The organism is Dysgonomonas sp. PH5-45, assembly GCF_029893235.1.
Lineage (GTDB): Bacteria > Bacteroidota > Bacteroidia > Bacteroidales > Dysgonomonadaceae > UBA1309.
The window spans coordinates 12,826-30,555 of the sequence record NZ_JARXWE010000005.1 but is presented as its reverse complement, the minus strand read 5'-3'; the positions used below and the strand labels follow the sequence as shown (position 1 = coordinate 30,555).

The window sequence follows — 17,730 nt, the reverse complement described above, 5'->3', positions numbered from 1 at the left end:
GAGTACGAATTTATAAATCTTGCGCGAATTTTCTGAACGATTGGGCGAAAGACGACCACGAAAGCCTCTTCTTTTCGGAAAGAATCCCCGGTAGGAAAGACGATTTCCCATCAACTTCGAAATACTGTTTTATTCCGCAGGCAATAGCTTCGGGTGCGATTTCTTCAACCACAATCCCTGTATTCGATTCTCTGATGGCTTGTCCCAAGGCTCCCACATCGGTTGCTACCATAGGTAGTTCCAGTTGATATGCAAGGGCAACAACTCCGCTCTGAGTAGCCGAACGGTAGGGTAGCACAAGTGCATCGGAAGCCGAAAACAGAGGCGATACCATTTCGTCGGGAATATATTGTTCAAATATCTTTATATTATCTTTCAGGGGCGAAGCATCTATCAGATCCTGATATTTCTTGAAGTCGCCGTAACATTCTCCGCCGATAATCAGTTGGTAGCTGTCGTTCAGATATGACATAGCCTGGATAAGCAAATCAAGTCCTTTGTAATCGCGGATAAGCCCGAAAAACAGAAGCGTTTTCTTTTCAGGTTTTACACCCAGTTGCTTGCAGGCTTCTGCTTTGTGGAAGCGGTCGCCATACTGGTCGTATATAGGGTGCGGATTCAACAAAACGCGCGCATGCGGCATCAACTGTTCTAAGTCTTGCTTAACAGGTTGGCTCATAGCAATAAAACCATCGCATCGGCCGAAGAAATATTTGGCAAAAGGAACATCTATGAAACTCCTTTCGTGAGGGATAGCATTGTGAACCAATGCCAGTATTTTAATGTCTTTTTTTATAAGCCGGCAAACGCTACCCAAGGCAGGAGCCATAAAAGGCATCCAATAAGCAACGATAAGTATATCGGGATGGTACTTGTTTATTTTTTTTGCGGCAGATATGTACGACAGTGGATTTACACTGCTCAGAACCGTGCTGGCTTTCGACTTTCCACTATCGGGGTTATCTACATATTGTGTCTTTCCCGGAAAAAGAAAAGACGGATACATGGTTGTATATGAAAATGCTTCTACTTCATCCTCTTTGCTTAGCTCTGTGTACAAACAATCGCTAAACGAAGCAATCCCTCCACGAAAAGGATAGAAAGGAGAAAGAATAGCTATTTTCATGGCAGTCTACTTTTGTTTCTTAGCCAGAATATCTTCCACTTTATCAACAATCACCTGTTCGTTTATTCCGTTCATGCAGGCGTAATCGCCTCTCACACACGGAATTTCTCCGTAAACAGAACATGGACGGCAATCAAGGTCTATCTGAATGGCGTTGTCGGGGTCTTGCTTAAACCCGTAAAACCCTAAACTGGGGTGGGTAGCTCCCCATATGGAAACAACAGGAACTTGCACGATAGACGCCAAGTGCATATTGGCCGAATCCATGGATATCATAACATCCATATAATACATCAGCAAGAGTTCGTTGCTGAGGTTTAGCTTTTGGGCTGTATTGATTGTATTGGGATATTTAGCACACCACTTGTTGGCAACCTCCGATTCGCCTTTGCCACCAACAAAAAGGAATATATTATTTTCCGGGTTTTTCGATAGGGTCGCTATCACCTTTTCCATTTTTTCGAGAGGATATATCTTTTCTCTGTGTTTAGCAAACGGAGCTATTGCAATCCAACGTCCCTTTTTTTCAGCAACAACACTCCGCAGCTGGTAGAAGTCGGTATTAGAGAAATCGAAAAAGTTTGAAAAAGACATATCGGCCTTATAACCAGCCCGTTCAAATACTTCGAAGTACCTTTCGATAGTCGACTTGAGGGGTGGTTGTGTCCGTTTGGTGCTTACCATCTCGGCTTTTTCTAAGCGGCCCTTATCTATATAGGCTGTTTTTACACCTGTCAGCCATAAGCTTCTTCGTATAACCTTTGAGCGAAGCACATCGTGAACGTCTACAACTTCAGTAAAGCGTTTTCTATGTAATTTGCCCAATATCTTTAAAAAACGAAAGCCTTTGTGACGCTTATCCGTATCGAGGGGAATAGTATTAATATTAAACCCTAAATTGTTGAATAGCGGCGTGAAAGCAGGACGTGTCAGTACTGAAAATCGGGATTGAGGATATCTTGCGGCAACAGAGGTAATAACTGGAACAAGCATTGCCACATCGCCAAAAGAAGATATACGAACAACTAATATTCTTGGCATTCAGAATAGTTTTGTAAATTTATTTCTTTTCGTACAAAACAGGGTTTAATGTAGGGTCGTTATACATTTTCATCTGTTTGTAAACTTTCATGTATTTATTGCCGTTCTCTATATCAGCAAGCAATTCGTTGATGGCAGTCGATAGATCGGTGCGCTGTTCGAGCAATACATCGAGTTTCTTTTTACATACTTCGCGATGGGCTGCATCAGCATCTGTACGGTTTGCCTCTTGCTGCATATGGTATATTTTCAAGGCAAGGATAGACAGGCGGTCTATGGCCCAAGCCGGGCTTTCTGTGTTTATCTGAGCATTAGCCTTGGGTTTTACTTCTTTGTATTTGTCAAGGAAATAGCTGTCTATCAGTTCTACCAGATCGGTTCTATCTTGATTCGATTTGTCTATACGGCGTTTCAGAGCAAGAGCTTCAACAGGATCTATTTGAGGATTTCGTATAATATCCTCCAAGTGCCATTGAACTGTGTCAATCCAATTTTTGAGATATAAATAATATTCGATCGATCTTACCTCATAAGGGTTTTTGATGGGAGTATCCACATGGTCGTTATGATGATAATCTGCAATTACGGTATCGAATATATTATTGCTCAAATCTGTAAAGCTCATCTCTAAGGGGTCTATTAAATTAAATTTATTTTACAAAAGTAGGATTAATTAATGTTGTTTCAAAATATTTTATTGATTTGCCCAATTTTCCCTGTCCAGATTCCGATAATTAATTGCTTCGGCCAAGTGGGTGGACTTAATTGTTGCTGACTCTTCAAGGTCGGCTATTGTACGGGCTACTTTAAGGATACGGTCGTAGGCTCTGGCCGATAGGTTAAACCTGTTCATGGCTGTTTTTAAGAGTTTAAGACCGGCCTCGTCGGGCGAGGCGTACTCTTGCAGATGCTTGCTGGTCATTTGCGCATTGCAATAAATGCCATCTTCACTGCTATAACGTACGGATTGTATTTCGCGGGCTTTTATTACCCTCTCCCTGATATGGGAACTGCTTTCGGCGGATGTTTTGTCCGATATTTTTTCGAAAGGTACGGGTGTTATTTCAATCTGTATATCTATACGGTCCAGCAATGGGCCTGATATTTTATTCAGGTATTTGTGTACGGCTCCCTGCGGGCAAATACAGTCTTTGTCAGGGTGGTTATAGTAACCGCACGGACAAGGGTTCATGGATGCTATCAACATAAATCCGGACGGATATTCGACCGAAAATTTGGAACGTGATATATTTATCTTCCTATCCTCGAGTGGCTGACGCATTACTTCAAGTACACTGCGGTTGAATTCGGGTAGTTCATCCAGAAAAAGTACTCCATTATGGGCAAGGCTTATTTCGCCCGGTTGCGGATATGCACCGCCTCCCACCATTGCAACGTCCGAAATGGTATGGTGTGGCGCCCTGAAGGGGCGTTGCTTCATCAAAGAAGTTTCTATGCCTATCTTTCCGGCAACGCTGTGTATTTTGGTTGTTTCGAGTGCTTCGTGCAAAGTAAATGGCGGTAATATTGAGGGTATGCGCTTTGCCATCATTGACTTACCGGCTCCGGGTGGACCTATCATTATGGCATTATGGCCACCTGCGGCAGCTACTTCGAGAGCACGTTTCACGTTTTCCTGACCTTTCACGTCCGAAAAATCGAATTCAAAGTTGTTGCCCGTACGGTTAAATTCGGCTCTTGTATCTATGACTGTTGGTTGTAGCGTTGATTGGTCATTGAAAAAATCTATAACTTCTTTTATGTTGTCTACCCCATAAACGTCCATATTGTTTACAACGGCTGCTTCGCGGGCATTGCTCCGGGGTAGGATGAATCCTTTGAAGCCTTGCTCACGAGCTTTTATGGCTATCGGCAAGACGCCTTTTATGGGCAGAATGGTTCCGTCGAGCGAAAGTTCGCCCATGATGATATATTCTTCGAGTTTCTGAGTCGATACACTTTCGGAGGCAGCTAAAATTCCGATTGCTAAAGGCAAATCGTAGGCCGAACCTTCTTTGCGGATATCGGCGGGCGACATATTTATGACCACCTGTTGCCGTGGAAATTTATAGCCGTTTACCTGTAATGCGGAAATAATGCGTTCGTGACTCTCTTTCACCGAAGCATCGGGCAAGCCAACGAGCATAAATTTTATGCCTTTAGAACAGTTTACTTCTATGGTTATGATGTTTGCGTTAATGCCTTGAACGGCAGCGCCAAATACTTTTGCGAGCATTTAAATAGAGTTATAATTCTTGGTTATACAAGCAAATGTAAAAAGAAATCGCCACAGAAAAAAGAAAAGGAGCTATGGTTTGTTATTTATGTAATACAATACTATAATTTGGCTTTTCTTTTTGATAAGGGGAAAATAGGCATAGAGAAGCCAATAGAAAAGTTATTCATGTTCTGAAATTTTTTATTGTATATTGGTACACGCCCATCGAAATGTAGTTTATAGTTTCCAAACCCTAAGTAAAAGAACGGAACCCATTGCAAGGATGTGTTTTTAAAGTCGGTATAATACACAAATTCGCTTCCTAACCCCAAAAAAAGAAAAGAAATCTGTCCTCCAATTTTGGGGCCGATATAAAACTTGTTTTTATTAAATGCAAATTCATTAGATGCATAGTAAGAAGTTGCAAATATTCTGTCATGAGATGTAATTCTCGAAAAACCAAGTTCCACTATGTGGTTGGTAATGCCTTTTTTCTTTCCGGGAATAATGGAGTATCCAGCAGCCAAATGGTTTTGTACCGACTTTGAGCCTTCCGGGTAAAAAAGTAATTGCAAGCCTATTAAATCTTGTTTGTTGATGCCAATACTTCTTATTTTGACTAATTTGCCTGTCTCATTGTTATGAATAGAATGTTTTTGATAATAAGCCGATACGTAAATTGAATCTTTGGTGAAGGAAACAAGCTTATTAAAAAATAAACGAGTTTCATTTCTTGTGTGTTGAATAGTGTCAGCTGAAATCGCGGGATGATATTTAAAATCAGTTTTTGTTTTGAATGAGAAGTTCTTTCCGTCTATTTCATAAGTAAAAAAGTCTCCTTTAAAGTCCGGTTCGACATCATAGTATAAATGTTCTTTCGAGAGAGAATCGATGGGGACATATAAAGGAGTGGATAGAGGCAAATGTAACGAATAACCCGAAATGGAAACGCTGGTTATAAGAATAAAAACCAAAAAGATATTGATTAATGTCTTCTTCATAGACTACATACTCGAGGTTACTGTTTATTGTTATTTTTAATCAGCTCTTCAAGTTTGGAGACGAGTTCGGTTGCGGAGATTCCCCGTTCTACGATCTTGCCTTCGGGCGAAATCAAGATGCTATACGGTATTTCGGTTATATTATAAGTGCTTACCGGTTCGGCAGCCCATTCCTGTACGTCAATAAGTGTTATCCAATCGGCAGGCAGTGAGTTTTTTTTATCCTTCACAACTTTTTTATCCGAATCGAGATATATGGACATAAATTTCACATCCATTTTCTTTTGCTTCAAAGCCTTTGAGGCATCCAATAGATATGGCATATTAGCCTCGCATACAGGGCATACAGCCGATAGGAATGATAATAGAACATACTTACCCCTAAAGTCGTTCAAGGACATTCGCTTACCGTTAATATCGGGTAGCGAAAAATAGGGAGCCTGCGCACCCACCCTCGATTGTTTTATCGACTGATTGAACAAATGCAATTCTTCTGTCAGGTAAAAGCTTTTGGCGGGACTTTGCAGTGAATTCAACTGTTCTTCAAGACGGTCGGCCATAGAATTGTCTTTATAGAAATGGTGAATGATGACAACACTGGCTATCTTGGCCGGATTCTTTTTTATATAGTCGCGGGCTTTGCCAGTCAGTTCAAAACTTATATTCATCAGTTCTGTTTGCAGCGATTCTGAATCACCTTTTTTATTCTCTAAATCCTTATATATCCGGTTTCTTTTTGCCAGAAGGCTTTTGTTCTTTTTCTTAAAGTCGGTGAGGTCGTCGTTGGCTTCGCCACCGCTTACCTCCACAAGGTCGGGGGTGCTTGCATCGCCCGATATTTTTATTTTCCATCCTTTGTCTACAAACACACTTATGGCACGACCTTGCTGATTAAAAAATAAACGGGCAAAAGTTAAAGTGTCGATTTCCGATTTAAACGAAAAACTTCCGTCTTTGTCTATTTTAATGGTATCAATGGCAAGTGTATCGGTTGGCAATTCTTTTATAAACAAAAGATAAGATCCGTTCGTGTTTTCGAGCTTACCTTCTATCGAAAATATCTTGCCGTTCTCTTTCTTGCAGGCTGATACAAGAAGTATTAGTGCCAACAAGATTACAGTACAGTAGAGTATATGTTTGGTTATTTTCATTGCTTCTTCAGATAATTAGAAAATACAAAGATATTAATTTTTCGTTATTTATGTTAATTAAAACAAATTTTTCTTCATTTTGTTTACCCTAAAGGCAACTTTAACTAATTGCGAATGAGTAAAACAGCTATTACCGCCCGTTTATTGTAAACGAATACCGGGGTTAAATATTTTCCGCAAGAGGGGTACGATTATGAAATATGTATTAGCGTTGTTTAGGGTAATAAACTTTTTATAACGGCTTCCATTTTTTCGATAGAATTTTTCCAATCAAATATTTGAGCGTAGTCATGCCCTTGTTGGGCAAGTTTTATGCGGTAGTCGGTGTTTTCTATCAGGGAAATTATTTTTTCGGCCATCTGCTCCGGATTACGCACTTCGGTAAGCAGGGCGGTTTTACCGTCGAAGGCGTATTCTTTGTGCCCATCAATGTTTGTGCAAACCAATGCGCAGCCGCAAAGCATGGCTTCGACCGACACCAGTCCGAACCCTTCGGTAAAACTGTTGGATATGAATATAGCATTGCCGTTGTAAACACTGCATAAATCGGCAGGATCGCGATTGTACTTTATCCAACCGGGCAAAGAATCGGGAGGGGGCGATATTCCGAATAACTCTACTTCTAATTCGGGAACTCTCTCCTTTACCAGCTTTAAGGCCTCAAGGCCGTATTTAGAACCTTTTATCTCTTGTTCGGAATACAACATGGCCACTGTTGAGGGTTTTCGGGCGTTTATTTGTTTGGTGATGTGAAACACCGAGTTGTCTATACCGTTTGTTATCAGCTCCACTCTGTTGCTTGTATGTTGGCTCACTATGTCTTTAAGGTAGGAGGCAACCACAATGTTGGTAGTGTTTTTTATGTTGTACGACGAATAAAGCAAATCCTCGTGCCCTTCCCAGTTCTCGAAGCCCTGTATCAGGTTTATCTTTCGGCCTTTACTGGGGCTTAAAGCTCCCATCTCCAAAACCGTAGACCACCAAGTGGCTATAACAATATCGGCATCGGGTATATATTTTTCTTCTACTCTGGGCACGTACGACATCGTTATTGAAGGATCGAAGTCGAACCACTTGTTTCGCCCGAAACCTTCTAATTTGGAAAGCATAAGCCTTACGAAATAAGGAAGCCTGTAATTCATGTATGGCGTAAAGATGGGAAATGTGAGATGCACACAATAGCCTTTCTTAGCCAAACGATTTGCATATTCATACATTACCCTGAAACCTCCTGCCGGACGGCGGGGTTTGAAAGGAAGGATGAAATTTATTTTTTTGTTACACACGGGCACAAATAATTTTCAACAAAAGTAAAACAGTTACTCATTAAAAATGGATATTTTAGCATAATTTTTATCAGAAAATAAATAGGAGTTTTGTGTATCGTAAAATACGAAAGGATTGTTGCGGCGCACATTCAAAATGTTTAATTTTGCTCGTAACTTAAAAAGAATCTTAATACTTAGGAGAAAATGCTGAAAAGAACCATTTCTTTAATTTGTTTATTGATGACATTGACTATCCCTGCACAACAGTCCGGAGGTTATTCCTTAAGCTTGGACGACCTTATCCCCGGTGGGAGTACCTATAATAATTACCGCCCGCAAATGCCACACAATTTGCGTTGGTGGGGCGATAAACTGCTGTGTGTCGAAGGTGATTCTGTAATATCAGTCTCCCTCACGGAGAAAGGTAAAAAGGAAGTTCTTTTTACGTTGGAAGGTCTTAACGGTTTGTTTCAATCAAAAAATAAGAAGATATCCACTATAAATGCCCTTAGTTTTCCGTATCCCGATAAAGATAATATCATCGCTTTCGATACGGAAACGGATAATGGCATGATGGAGAAGCTTCTTTTTGACCTCGAAAAACGAGATTTTATAGCTTCGTTCGTTTACCCAAAGAATGCAGGGAATCTTGATTTTTCGCCTCAAAGCAATAGGTTGGCTTATACCGTAGATAATAACTTGTTTGTATCGCTTGCCGGAGTTGTGTCTCCCTTGGCGGTTTCGGCCGAGGAGGAAGAGTATATTACTTATGGTGGGGCAGACGTGCATCGTAATGAATTTGGAATAACGAAGGGCACTTCCTGGTCGCCCAAAGGAACAATGTTGGCTTTTTATCGCATGGATCAGACAATGGTCGGCGATTATCCGTTGGTCGATATATCGGCCAGGGAAGCAAAACTAAAAAACATAAAATATCCGATGGCGGGTATGAATAGCCATGAAGTTACAGTTGGTGTTTATAATCCAGCTAATAGGACAGTAATTTATCTGAAAACGGGACTTCCGAAAGAAAAATACCTGACCAATATAGCGTGGAGCCCTGACGAGAAAAGTATTTATGTGGCTGAAGTGAACCGTGGGCAGGATACATGCCTGCTGAACCGGTATAATGCGGAAACAGGCGAACTTGAAGCCACCCTGTTTACTGAAACCAATAGCCGGTATGTTGAGCCCGAACATCCTGTTCTATTCCTTAAAAATACTCCTTCGCAATTTGTTTGGCAAAGCGAACGCGACGGGCACAATCATCTTTATTTGTATAATACGGATGGTAAGTTGTTGAAGCAAATAACATCGGGTCGTTGGGACGTTCTTTCTGTTGTAGGTTTTGACGAAAAAGGAGAGAACCTGTTTATTGTTTCGGCCGAAGAGTCGCCAATAGAAAACCATATTTACAAGTTAAATATAAAAACAGGAATCCGTACAAAATTATCGGGAGAAGCCGGAATGCACACCGCTCTGTTAAGTGTGTCGGGTCGCTACATTTGCGATACGTATTCGTCGCTGGCCATTCCGGGCAAAGTGGCGGTGATAGATACTAAATCGGATAAGGTACATATCGTTCATGAGGCAAAAAATCCTTTCGAGGGAATTGATATGCCGGAGATAACGGTTTCGCACCTTAAAGCCAATGACGGAAAAACCGATTTGTATTACCGTATGGTTAAACCAACAGATTTTAATCCGTCCGAGAAATATCCCGTTGTTATTTATGTATATGGAGGCCCTCATTCGCAAATGGTAAATAACGGATGGAATTCTGTGCGTGGCTGGGATATCTATATGGCGCAGAAAGGATATATTGTTTTCACTCTTGACAATAGAGGGACGTCTTATAGGGGGCACGATTTTGAAAGCATAACCCATCGCCGGTTGGGTATCGTAGAAACACAAGATCAGATGACGGGAGTTGAATACCTGAAATCTTTGCCCTATGTTGATGCGAACCGCATAGGTGTGCATGGTTGGAGTTTTGGCGGTTTTATGACCCTAAACCTCATGCTTCGCCATCCGGAAACATTTAAAGTAGGTGTTGCCGGAGGTCCTGTTACCGATTGGAAGTATTACGAAATAATGTATGGCGAACGCTACATGGATTCGCCCCAAGAAAATCCTGAAGGATATAAAGAAACAAACATGGTAGACCGCGCGGGCGATTTAAGTGGCCGCCTGTTGATAATACATGGCGACGAAGACCCTACTGTGGTGATGCAGCATAGTTTACAGTTCCTGAAATCGGCTATCAGTAATGGAACGCATCCCGATTTTTTTGTCTATCCCGGCCATGGACATAACATGAGAGGAAAGGATCGTGTGCATCTGCATGAGCATATAACACGTTATTTTGATAACTTTTTAAAATGAAAAACTCGAAAATGAAAAACTTACTCATTAATTATTTCCATTTTTTTGCCGGAATCTTATTTCTTCTTTTGGCAAAAGTGCGAAAATCTATTTATGGATATACACCTAAACCATTTACTACTGAAGAAGTTCAACGTTGTATTGAATACGATCTGAACATTGTAGACGATTGGTTAAAACAATTGAAGAATTATACAAAATCTGAAGGAGATTTACTAAAAGATAAAAGTATATTGGAATTAGGTCCGGGGTCAGATTTAGGTATAGGACTATCTCTTTTGGCAAAAGGGGCAAAAAAATATACGGCTGTCGATATTTATGATTTAGTAGCGAATGTACCCGATAAATTTTATGAACAATTATTCGTCTATTTTAAAAAAACAATGAATATCGATACCGTTCCTTTACAAGAAGAGTTTGTCAAACTTAAAAATAAAGAAAAAAGTAGGCTTAATTATGTATGCAGAAAAGATTTTGATATAAAGAAAGCGTTAGATGACGAGGAGAAAGTAGATATTATTTTTAGTAATGCGGCATTTGAACATTTCGACAATGTTAAGGAAACGATAAAAAATGTAAGTTCGGTGGTTGGTCCGGGTGGTAAGTTTATAATTCTGGTTGATTTGCAAACCCATTCAAGATGGATACGAGAAAAAGATCCTAACAATATATATCGTTATCCGCAATGGCTCTATAGCTTATTGAGTACGCAAAGTACACCAAACAGGACAAGACCATATAAATATGAAGAAGCTCTTTCGGAATTTGGTTGGGAAAATATTTCTGTTTATTCGAATAATATTTTAGGCGAGGAAATGTTTTCTTCGATGAAAAGATATCTCAATAAGGATTTTAAAGGATCTCGGAACCAAATGGAATATCTTACAGCTTGGATTTGTGCTACAAAAAAGGCGGATAATTAGATTTTTTTTCTGATTTTTCAAAAGAGAAACAATGCTCAGAGAGTTGTTTGCTGTCATAATGAAAGTGAAAAGTGCTTAAAAGCATGTTTGTAAAGATGCTTTTGAAACAAATTTGTTTAACCTTTGCAGTAAAATATTCTGCGTAATTGTTTTCGATTTTTCGGAGGCAAGTAGCGGAATATTTATTAATTTTGAACTTTGTTATTTTAAAACATATAAAACAATTATTAATTTTTCTACAGTTATGAAGAAGCATAATTTTAACGCAGGACCTTGTGTTTTACCAAAATCAGCAATTGATTCTGCAATTGCGGCAATAAAAGATTTCGACGGAACAGGTATCGGTCTTTTAGAAATTTCTCACCGTACACCAGGTTGGGAACGTATTATGGCAGAAACTGAACAATTATGGAAAGATTTGTTAAACATACCCGAAGGTTACAGAGTAATCTTTGTTGGTGGTGGTGCCAGCACACAATTCTGCTATGTGCCTTTCAATCTTTTGAACAAAAAAGCAGCCTATTTGCAAACAGGTGTTTGGGCAAAGAAAGCGGCAAAAGAAGCTAAATTGTTTGGCGAAGTAGAAATCGTTGCTTCTTCTGAAGACGCAAACTATTCTTATATTCCTAAAGATTATAAGATACCAACTGATGCGGATTATTTCCACATCACTACAAACAATACTATCTACGGAACAGAAATCCATACAGATATGGATTGCCCTGTAAACTTGATCGCCGACATGTCGTCTGATATCATGAGCCGTCCGGTAGATGTTTCTAAATATGCTATGATTTATGGTGGTGCACAAAAGAACGTAGGTCCAGCCGGTGTTACTTTCATCATCATTCGTGAAGATATTTTAGGAAAAGTAGATCGTCAAATTCCTACAATGCTTGACTATCGCACACACATGAAAGAAGATTCTATGTTCAATACACCTCCTGTATTCCCTATTTTCGTGATGCACGAAACATTGAAATGGGTAAAAGAACTTGGTGGATTGGAAGCGATGTACAAAATCAACAAACAAAAAGCCGATCTTCTTTATAACGAAATTGATCGTAACTCTGTGTTTGTGGGTACAGCTAAGAAAGAAGACCGTTCTTTGATGAATATCTGCTTCGTTATGGCCGAAGGTTATAAAGACAAAGAAGCCGATTTCATGGCATTTGCTAAAGAAAGAGGAATGGTTGGTATCAAAGGACACCGTTCGGTTGGTGGCTTCCGTGCTTCTACTTACAATGCTTGCCCTATCGAAAGCGTACAAGCTTTGGTTGACTGCATGCAAGAATTTGAAAAGAAAATTAAATAATAATAAGTATAGAATAGTTAGTTATGAAAGTACTTATTGCAACCGACAAACCTTTTGCAGCTGAGGCTGTGAACGGAATTAGAGCAGAAATTGAAAAAGCTGGTCACGAACTTGCCTTGCTCGAAAAATATACTGACAAACAACAGCTATTGGATGCTGTTGCTACGGCTGATGCTGCTATCATTCGCAGCGATATATTCGACAAAGCGGTTCTTGATGCAGGCAAAAACCTAAAGATTGTGGTTCGCGCAGGTGCAGGCTTCGATAATGTAGACCTTGAGACTGCTACCGCAAATAAAATCTGTGTTATGAACACTCCCGGACAAAATGCAAACGCTGTTGCGGAACTTGCTTTAGGTTTGGCTGTATATGCTGTTCGTAATATGTTTAACGGAACATCGGGCTCTGAGCTTGGAGGTAAAAAATTGGGTATCCATGCCTACGGAAATGTTGGCCGCAATGTAGCTCGTATAGCTAAAGGGTTCAACATGGAAGTTTATGCTTACGACCCATTCCTTTCGGCCGAAGCTATTGAGAAAGAAGGTGTGAAAGCTGTTGCCAGTGCAGAAGAATTGTACAAAACATGTCAGTTCATTTCTTTGCACATCCCTGCAACTGCCGAGACTAAAAACTCAATCAATTACGATTTGTTGAACAAGATGCCTAAAAAAGCGGTTCTTATCAACACTGCTCGTAAAGAAGTTATCAACGAAGCCGAAATGGTGAAATTGTTGACAGACCGTGCAGACTTCAAATATGTTACCGACATTATGCCTGGTAATCATGCTGAACTTGCGGAAAAATTTGAAGGCAGATATTTCTCAACTCCTAAAAAGATGGGAGCTCAAACTGCTGAAGCAAACGTTAATGCAGGTATTGCTGCCGCGAAACAAATTGTTGATTTCTTTGCAACAGGCAACGAACGTTTCCGTGTGAACAAATAAGAAATCCTCTTTTATAATATTAAAGAGACTATTTCCGAGAATGGAGATAGTCTCTTTTTTTTGCTTCTCCACAGAGCTATTAGTATGAAAGGATAGGGGAGATTAGGTGTTATGGAGAATAATTTGATAAAATAAATTGGTAAAAACCTTTGTCTTAATTAATATAATGTTATATTTGCATTGCACTAGATTTTTATACAGCATTACTAAATTTACTTCTCTTTGATGTGTAAGTGTTTTATTTCTGCCTTTTATAGACTTTCTTTTGCAGAGATTATTTATTATTTTTTTTAATTTTTATTTTACATGAACATTTTTATTGCAGGGTTAAGCAATAGTATTACAGATGCTGACCTATTGGATTTGTTTGGCGAATATGGTGAAATCAATTCGGCTAAAGTTATTATGGACAGAGATACAAGACGTTCTAAAGGATACGGCTTTGTAGAAATGAATGATGACGCTTCTGGACAAAAAGCTATTGACGAATTGAACGGTGCTGAATATGATGGAAAACAAATCTTTGTATCTGTGGCTCGCCCTCGCGCCGAAGGTCCAAGACAAAACAACGGTGGCGGATTCAACCGCAACAGGAACAACGATAGATATAACAGATAACCAAAAATATATTATCGAGACTTAAAAAATAAAGGCTGCTTTTTTTAGCAGCCTTTATTTTTTGGTATCGTTACCTTTTTTCAGTATATTATCGTAAAAGGCGTTAAGCAGATTTCAAGGCTCAACGGTTAGTGACATTTATTGATTCAGCACATGAATTGTATGGCATGCTACAAGGGCTGCTGTTTCCGTCCGTAGGCGGCTTTGGCCAAGGCTGATGGGTTCAAAACCGTAGGTTATGGCTTGGTTTACTTCCTCTTCGCTGAAATCGCCCTCAGGACCAATCAGTATCAAAGCATCTTCGCCTTGGTTATATATTTTCTTTATCAGTTCTTTGCCGGAAGGGTGACAGTGAGCTATAAATTTACGGCCATGGAAATCTTTTTTAATGAAAGAAGAAAAACTTGTCATCTTATCTAACAAAGGCAAGGTGGCTTTTTGCGATTGTTTCATAGCCGAAACAAGAATCTTCTCTAACCGGTGATGCTTTATCTCTTTTCTTTCGGAGTGTTGGCACAATAGGGGTGTAAAGCTGTCTATGCCTATCTCGGTAGCTTTTTCGGCAAACCATTCTACACGATCCATATTTTTAGTGGGAGCGAAAGCAATTTGCAGACGGAAATCCCTACCTGTGCTTTGAGGTATTGTTTCGATGATCTGTACTAAGCAGTGTTTCACATTTGCAGAGATAATTTCTGCGGCAAAGAAATGACCTTTCCCGTCGGTTATGAGAATCATATCGCCTTCGGTTTTCCTTAAAACTCTTGTACAGTGCTTTGCTTCTTCTTCGGGAAGTTCAAGGTTTGCAAGAATATCGGGAGCAAAAAAAATATTTTTTTCCATTGTTTTAATTTACCCTGACAGAATTTTAATGGGCTGAAATATCAGGCTTTTTTTCTTTTTGTTTTCTTTTTTCGTATTTCGTCTCTGATTATCGAAGCTAATTCGTAATCTTCTATGGCAAGAGCATCATTCAGCAAACTGTTCAGTTCTTCGTCCGACATTACAGAGTAATAGTTTATCTCGTTTTCTTGTATTTCTTCGGCTGTCGGGGCAACATTGTGCGTGTCTTTACTTTCTTCGTCAGCGTCCTGCACCACAACGGCAAGTCTGCGCATAATATCTTCTGTTGTATAAATGGGCGAATCTGTACGCAAAGCTATGGCTATGGCATCAGACGTTCGCGATTCTATTTCTATAACCTGTCCGTTTTGGTTAAACACCAAGTGAGAGAAAAATATACCATCGTCGTATTTATAAATAAATATTTCCTTGAGTGTAATGGCAAATCTTTTTAGGATAGACTGAACCAAATCGTGCGACAGGGGTCTGGGTGGGTTTGTATTATGAAGCTTAAAGGCAATAGATTGAGCCTCAGGAGTACCTACAACAATCATAAGCCTCCGTAATCCATCTTCTTCCGAAAGAACAAGCCCATATGTGCCCGATTTACTTTGATTGAAAGAAAACCCTAATACCGATAATTTAACTTTTGCTTCCACCAGAACCTTTTTTACCTGATTACTACAAAAATAGCGTTTTTATTTTATTTTATCCATTTTTGAACGATTATATTGAATTTCCATCAAAAAAGAGGAATAAAGATTATCTTTGCACTCTGAAATTTTATTTGGAATGGGACAAACTTTTAAGGAACTGATAAAATACGGGATAGTAGGCGTTATAGGCGTTGTGATAGACGCAGGCGTGTATTATTTGCTTGTAGATATGTTTGCTGTTCATTATTCTTTTTCGGGAGCCATTTCATCATTTTTCGAATCATTGGGCGGACGGGCTAATGTAGATACTGCCGATGCACTTGTTTCCAGTATTGTAAGTTCGTCTCTTGGGGCAATAAATAACTTTATCTGGAATAGCTTTTTTACATTTAAGGTTCATGACAAGATTCTGAAACGTTTTGTGCCTTATGCCTTGATGGTGCTTATGGGTATGTGTATCAGTACCTTGTTGCTCACCTTTATGCTCGACTATCTTATGCTCAACGCCATGTTGGCTAAGATTATAGCTATTGTGATAGTGGCAATGATTCAGTTTGTGCTTAGCAAGCTCGTTATCTTCAAGAAAAAACAAGAAAAGGTAGATTAACTCCTCAATCTTGATTATACAATTCAGCCTTTAAACGATACTTTGGGGAATACATCGAAAAATCCTATTTTTGCAATATATCTTTTTTTATATATTGATGGACAATATTCCTACACGTAAAACATCGGAACACTTTCAGGGGGAAATTGCCCAAATGCGCTATTTCTCGGAGGAGGTTAAGGAACAAACACTTCCTTCCAAAACTTATGCACACAGAGACGATTATTATATTTTTCTGCTGATAGAAGAAGGTAAAGGAAAGGTATTGATAGATTTTGAAGAACAAGAGTTAACCGGGAAAAGCATTTTCTGTATTTTGCCGGGACAAGTGCATCTTCCGGGAACCGGTGTCAGCGGTTGCGGCTGGTTTCTTGCTGTTGATAGTATGGTGGTGAGAGACGAATATAAAGGAGTGTTTGAAAAGTCTGTTATGGCAGGAAACAGTGTAAAGACGGATGAAGAAACAATTAACAATTTAAAGAATTGCGCTTCCATTATTTATAAGCGGCTTAAAGCCGGCAGTGAAAACACAGGGCAACATATTCTACGGGATTTGCTTTCGTCTTATATCGGGATGATTGCGGAGGTTTATCAAAATGAATTGCCTGCTACGATAAACAAACGTTCTGCTGTTATCACATACAAATTTAAGAATTTATTATCAACTCATTATCGCTCAATGAAGCGCCCTTCGCAGTATGCGGCCAAGTTGAATATTTCGGCTGTGTATTTATATGAAGCCGTAAAAGAAACTACCGAACAGAGCGCGAGCAATTATATCCGCAACGAAATTGTGATTCAGGCTAAACGCTTGTTGTTCTACACAAACATGAGCGTGAAAGAAATTGCTTTGGAGTTGGGATACGAAGATTGGGCTTACTTTACACGCCTGTTTACTAAAACAGCCAAACTATCACCTACACAATTCAAAAAGAAATACCTCGAATAATCCAATTCTTGCCTCTTTTTATCCATTTCGTATGCCTGTTCTTTTACTTTACTTTGTGTTTAACTTAATACAAATTGGGATGGTGAAAGGAGCAGATAAATTGAAAAAAATACGAACCCCTTATATCTGGATGAATCCGCGTAAATGCAAAGCATGTTGGATGTGTGTGGAAACCTGTCCGAAACAGGTAATCGGTAAAGTTAGTTTTCTTTGGCATAAACATGTCGTTTTCAAAAATTCGGATAATTGTACAGGCTGTAAGAAATGTATTAAAGTTTGTCCTTACGGGGTATTTAATCACCAATAATGAAAAAAAATATGGAAGTATTGCAAAAAAAATCGTTTAGCAGACGTAAGTTCGTGTCAATAGGATTGTTTCTTACATTGTTAATTCTGATTATTACAGGAATATTGATTCAGGTATTTGAAAGGTTTGAAGAAGGTGTTTCGATACACTTTTTCACGGCTGTTCATGTTCTGGCAGGGCTTGTTTTTGCTGTGTTGGCTGTTCTGCATACTGTAACAAACTGGCGGTCATTGAAGGCTTATATAAAAAACAAGGGAGTGACTGTAAGCCGGGAAGCTGTTTGGGGTGTTCTTCTGGTAGCCATTATTATCCTTATAGGATTTCTTTTTGCACATCGTCATTTTTAGGCTGTGACAACGTAGTTTTAGAATACAAAAG

General features: G+C 39.4%; 18 protein-coding genes. 9 read left to right on the top strand and 9 right to left on the bottom strand.

The window, feature by feature from the left end:
* Positions 1-10: 10 nt before the first annotated feature.
* The 7 genes from M2132_RS03040 to M2132_RS03010 form a co-directional block, all read right to left on the bottom strand.
* Positions 11-1,126 carry a glycosyltransferase gene (locus tag M2132_RS03040; RefSeq protein WP_280671220.1) on the bottom strand — a complete coding sequence of 372 codons (1,116 nt, stop codon included), beginning with the start codon at positions 1,124-1,126 and terminating at the stop codon, positions 11-13.
* Between the two features lie 6 nt (positions 1,127-1,132).
* On the bottom strand, positions 1,133-2,167 hold the full coding sequence (locus M2132_RS03035) for a glycosyltransferase family 9 protein (protein WP_280671219.1): 1,035 nt from the start codon (positions 2,165-2,167) through the stop codon (positions 1,133-1,135).
* 19 nt (positions 2,168-2,186) lie between these two features.
* Complete coding sequence (locus M2132_RS03030) at positions 2,187-2,792, bottom strand: DUF4254 domain-containing protein (RefSeq protein ID WP_280671218.1); 606 nt, start codon at positions 2,790-2,792, stop codon at positions 2,187-2,189.
* Positions 2,793-2,861: 69 nt separating this feature from the next.
* Entirely contained in the window at positions 2,862-4,403 is a 1,542-nt protein-coding gene (locus tag M2132_RS03025; RefSeq protein ID WP_280671217.1) for a YifB family Mg chelatase-like AAA ATPase, read from the bottom strand.
* Between the two features lie 101 nt (positions 4,404-4,504).
* Entirely contained in the window at positions 4,505-5,386 is an 882-nt protein-coding gene (locus tag M2132_RS03020; RefSeq protein ID WP_280671216.1) for a hypothetical protein, read from the bottom strand.
* Between the two features lie 17 nt (positions 5,387-5,403).
* A complete protein-coding gene (locus M2132_RS03015; RefSeq protein WP_280671215.1) occupies positions 5,404-6,537 on the bottom strand; it encodes a DUF4369 domain-containing protein in 1,134 nt (377 codons plus the stop codon).
* A 215-nt stretch (positions 6,538-6,752) separates the two neighbouring features.
* Positions 6,753-7,823, bottom strand: coding sequence for a glycosyltransferase family 4 protein (locus M2132_RS03010; protein ID WP_280671214.1), 1,071 nt, complete (start codon positions 7,821-7,823; stop codon positions 6,753-6,755).
* A 222-nt stretch (positions 7,824-8,045) separates the two neighbouring features.
* On the opposite strand from M2132_RS03010, the gene M2132_RS03005 reads away from it, so the two are divergent.
* The 5 genes from M2132_RS03005 to M2132_RS02985 all read left to right on the top strand — a co-directional run bounded on the left by M2132_RS03005 (position 8,046) and on the right by M2132_RS02985 (position 13,990).
* Positions 8,046-10,190 carry a S9 family peptidase gene (locus tag M2132_RS03005; RefSeq protein ID WP_280671213.1) on the top strand — a complete coding sequence of 715 codons (2,145 nt, stop codon included), beginning with the start codon at positions 8,046-8,048 and terminating at the stop codon, positions 10,188-10,190.
* Between the two features lie 11 nt (positions 10,191-10,201).
* On the top strand, positions 10,202-11,113 hold the full coding sequence (locus tag M2132_RS03000; protein ID WP_280671212.1) for a bifunctional 2-polyprenyl-6-hydroxyphenol methylase/3-demethylubiquinol 3-O-methyltransferase UbiG: 912 nt from the start codon (positions 10,202-10,204) through the stop codon (positions 11,111-11,113).
* Positions 11,114-11,357: 244 nt separating this feature from the next.
* A complete protein-coding gene (serC, locus tag M2132_RS02995) occupies positions 11,358-12,428 on the top strand; it encodes a 3-phosphoserine/phosphohydroxythreonine transaminase (protein ID WP_280671211.1) in 1,071 nt (356 codons plus the stop codon).
* A 23-nt stretch (positions 12,429-12,451) separates the two neighbouring features.
* Positions 12,452-13,372, top strand: a complete 921-nt coding sequence (locus tag M2132_RS02990; protein WP_280671210.1) for an NAD(P)-dependent oxidoreductase — start codon at positions 12,452-12,454, stop codon at positions 13,370-13,372.
* Between the two features lie 306 nt (positions 13,373-13,678).
* Positions 13,679-13,990, top strand: coding sequence for an RNA-binding protein (locus M2132_RS02985; RefSeq protein WP_280671209.1), 312 nt, complete (start codon positions 13,679-13,681; stop codon positions 13,988-13,990).
* A gap of 138 nt (positions 13,991-14,128) precedes the next feature.
* On the opposite strand, the gene M2132_RS02980 is transcribed toward M2132_RS02985, so the two are convergent.
* Entirely contained in the window at positions 14,129-14,833 is a 705-nt protein-coding gene (locus M2132_RS02980) for a 16S rRNA (uracil(1498)-N(3))-methyltransferase (protein WP_280671208.1), read from the bottom strand.
* A 41-nt stretch (positions 14,834-14,874) separates the two neighbouring features.
* Positions 14,875-15,492, bottom strand: a complete 618-nt coding sequence (locus M2132_RS02975; RefSeq protein ID WP_280671206.1) for a bifunctional nuclease family protein — start codon at positions 15,490-15,492, stop codon at positions 14,875-14,877.
* A gap of 133 nt (positions 15,493-15,625) precedes the next feature.
* Here M2132_RS02975 and M2132_RS02970 point away from each other — a divergent pair, with 133 nt between their 5' ends.
* From M2132_RS02970 to M2132_RS02960, 4 genes are all read left to right on the top strand, one after another.
* Positions 15,626-16,096, top strand: a complete 471-nt coding sequence (locus M2132_RS02970) for a GtrA family protein (protein WP_280671204.1) — start codon at positions 15,626-15,628, stop codon at positions 16,094-16,096.
* 97 nt (positions 16,097-16,193) lie between these two features.
* Positions 16,194-17,045, top strand: a complete 852-nt coding sequence (locus M2132_RS02965) for an AraC family transcriptional regulator (RefSeq protein WP_280671202.1) — start codon at positions 16,194-16,196, stop codon at positions 17,043-17,045.
* A 31-nt stretch (positions 17,046-17,076) separates the two neighbouring features.
* Entirely contained in the window at positions 17,077-17,352 is a 276-nt protein-coding gene (locus M2132_RS12100) for a DUF362 domain-containing protein (protein WP_407932410.1), read from the top strand.
* Positions 17,353-17,363: 11 nt separating this feature from the next.
* Positions 17,364-17,699: a DUF4405 domain-containing protein gene (locus M2132_RS02960; protein ID WP_280671200.1), complete on the top strand. Its 336-nt coding sequence runs from the start codon at positions 17,364-17,366 to the stop codon at positions 17,697-17,699.
* The last annotated feature ends 31 nt before the right edge of the window (positions 17,700-17,730 follow it).

Excerpts from the sequence above, each read along its gene's own strand:
- M2132_RS03040 (WP_280671220.1), bottom strand. The coding sequence starts at position 1,126 with ATGAAAATAGCTATTCTTTCTCCTTTCTATCCTTTTCGTGGAGGGATT.
- M2132_RS03035 (WP_280671219.1), bottom strand. The coding sequence starts at position 2,167 with ATGCCAAGAATATTAGTTGTTCGTATATCTTCTTTTGGCGATGTGGCA.
- M2132_RS03030 (WP_280671218.1), bottom strand. The coding sequence starts at position 2,792 with ATGAGCTTTACAGATTTGAGCAATAATATATTCGATACCGTAATTGCA.
- M2132_RS03025 (WP_280671217.1), bottom strand. The coding sequence starts at position 4,403 with ATGCTCGCAAAAGTATTTGGCGCTGCCGTTCAAGGCATTAACGCAAAC.
- M2132_RS03020 (WP_280671216.1), bottom strand. The coding sequence starts at position 5,386 with ATGAAGAAGACATTAATCAATATCTTTTTGGTTTTTATTCTTATAACC.
- M2132_RS03015 (WP_280671215.1), bottom strand. The coding sequence starts at position 6,537 with ATGAAAATAACCAAACATATACTCTACTGTACTGTAATCTTGTTGGCA.
- M2132_RS03005 (WP_280671213.1), top strand. The coding sequence starts at position 8,046 with ATGACATTGACTATCCCTGCACAACAGTCCGGAGGTTATTCCTTAAGC.
- M2132_RS03000 (WP_280671212.1), top strand. The coding sequence starts at position 10,202 with ATGAAAAACTTACTCATTAATTATTTCCATTTTTTTGCCGGAATCTTA.
- serC (WP_280671211.1), top strand. The coding sequence starts at position 11,358 with ATGAAGAAGCATAATTTTAACGCAGGACCTTGTGTTTTACCAAAATCA.
- M2132_RS02990 (WP_280671210.1), top strand. The coding sequence starts at position 12,452 with ATGAAAGTACTTATTGCAACCGACAAACCTTTTGCAGCTGAGGCTGTG.
- M2132_RS02985 (WP_280671209.1), top strand. The coding sequence starts at position 13,679 with ATGAACATTTTTATTGCAGGGTTAAGCAATAGTATTACAGATGCTGAC.
- M2132_RS02980 (WP_280671208.1), bottom strand. The coding sequence starts at position 14,833 with ATGGAAAAAAATATTTTTTTTGCTCCCGATATTCTTGCAAACCTTGAA.
- M2132_RS02970 (WP_280671204.1), top strand. The coding sequence starts at position 15,626 with ATGGGACAAACTTTTAAGGAACTGATAAAATACGGGATAGTAGGCGTT.
- M2132_RS02965 (WP_280671202.1), top strand. The coding sequence starts at position 16,194 with ATGGACAATATTCCTACACGTAAAACATCGGAACACTTTCAGGGGGAA.
- M2132_RS12100 (WP_407932410.1), top strand. The coding sequence starts at position 17,077 with ATGCCTGTTCTTTTACTTTACTTTGTGTTTAACTTAATACAAATTGGG.
- M2132_RS02960 (WP_280671200.1), top strand. The coding sequence starts at position 17,364 with ATGGAAGTATTGCAAAAAAAATCGTTTAGCAGACGTAAGTTCGTGTCA.